1 protein-coding gene is annotated in these 1,651 nt (G+C 57.6%); it reads left to right on the plus strand.

Going from position 1 to position 1,651, the window contains the following annotated elements; all coding sequences use genetic code 11:
• Positions 1–92: 92 nt before the first annotated feature.
• Positions 93–1,307 carry an MFS transporter gene (locus tag PGW49_RS00315; protein WP_175406083.1) on the plus strand — a complete coding sequence of 405 codons (1,215 nt, stop codon included), beginning with the start codon at positions 93–95 and terminating at the stop codon, positions 1,305–1,307.
• The last annotated feature ends 344 nt before the right edge of the window (positions 1,308–1,651 follow it).

The following is a 1,651-nucleotide window of genomic DNA, read 5'->3' on the forward strand; positions in this document are numbered from 1 at the left end:
AGGGCCCGGCTGCATAGATTTTCGTTGCAACCTGGAAAGGGGATGGAGCAGGCCTATGCCCTCCATCCCCTTTTTGTATAGAAGGAGTTCGTATGTTCGCGAAGGATCGCGAAGCAATGCGCCTGACGCCGGCAGAGGTCAGGCTGATTCTTATTGAGTCCCTGCAGTGGTGCGCCAACAACGCGGTCTACTTTTTGGGGCTTATCGGTGCGGCCACGTATGATCTGGCCGGCACGGCCTTTTTGGTTGCCGCCATTACGCTCGTGCGCAATCTTATGACGTCGGCGGGCAATATGGTGTCGGGTTCGGTCATCGATCGCTTTGGACCGCGCCGGACGTCATTTGTGACGTGCGTGATTACGGCTGTGCTATCGCTTGGCGTGGGGTTGGCGCCGCTGTCTGTCCCCGGGCTTGTGTTTGCCGCGTGCGTCTTGGGGCTTGCGGGCGGCTTTATCAACACCTGCACGCATGCGTTTCCGGGATACCTGGAGTCGACCACCGAGGGCCGTACCCGCGTGAACGGTCTCATGGTGTTCTACAGCAATATCGCCTATACCGCTGGCCCGCTGCTCGGCGGTGCCATCGTGAGCTGTTTTGCCACGCAATCGGTCTACCTGCTCATGGCGGGCATGATGGGTGTGGCGGCCGTGCTCTCCTTGGGCTGTCGCGAGTGCGTTGTTCCCGCAAAAGGGGAAAAGCCGAAGGGCGGTATTCTGGGCGGCATGGCCGAGGGTGCGCGACTTACGTTTCGCGACCACGACCTGCGCCTCATCTTTATCTCGGGCTTTTTGGGATTCTTTGCGTTTGGCGCGTTTGATTCGCTTGAGTCGTTGTTCTACCGTGATGTGCTCAACGTGGATATCGTCTGGCTGGGCTGGCTGTCCTCTGTCGTGGGCCTCACTTCCTCGGTGGGCGCGTTCATCCTGACCAAGCTTTCTGCTCGCCATGTCAACCTACGATTGCTGCTCGGCGCGCTCATGGCCGTGGGCATTGGGTCCATGGTGTACGTGGGCACAGATATGCTGGGGGTCGCGATTGTCGGTCAGGCGATTAACGGTCTGGCCTGGGGGTTCCTGGAGCCGCTGCAGATGATCTTGATTCAGGAGCGTGCCGACATCAAATACCTGGGGCGCATTACCGGCTTTGTGCGTTTTGGCCTGATGAGCGCCGGCGTGGTGCCGCTGCTGGCGGCTCCGTTTTTGGCGGAGGCTTTGGGCGTCCAGACGGTACTGTTTGGAGCATCGACCATTATTGCGCTGGTAGGAACGCTGTTCTTTGTCACACAAGGGAGACGCCGGGGGCGTTAGCTATACATCAAATTATAATTTGATACCACTCACCAGAGAATTTCGACCGTTCACCGAGGATTGGAACAGATTGAAAAGTGGTATTAAAAACACGTTGGGTGTATGTCTATAATTGGTATCGAAAAGAAACGCGATGTATAGATTCGCGTGCTGGACAGAAAGGAAAAGCCATGAAGGAAACCGAGAAGATCGAGATCATGCACTTTAGCCAGGAGGGCTACGTCGAGGACGGCAAGAACGTCTATGAGACCGGCAAGAAGATGACCGCGCTCGCCGACAAGGTCGCCGACGAGGGCTACGACGCCGTGTTCCTGATGGGCGTCGGCGGCACCTGGGACGAGCTC

Origin of the sequence: Collinsella aerofaciens, assembly GCF_027679495.1 — a bacterium.
Lineage (GTDB): Bacteria > Actinomycetota > Coriobacteriia > Coriobacteriales > Coriobacteriaceae > Collinsella > Collinsella aerofaciens_AK.

Bases quoted from the DNA above. Each gene is read 5' to 3' on its own strand.
- PGW49_RS00315 (WP_175406083.1), top strand. From the start codon at position 93: ATGTTCGCGAAGGATCGCGAAGCAATGCGCCTGACGCCGGCAGAGGTC.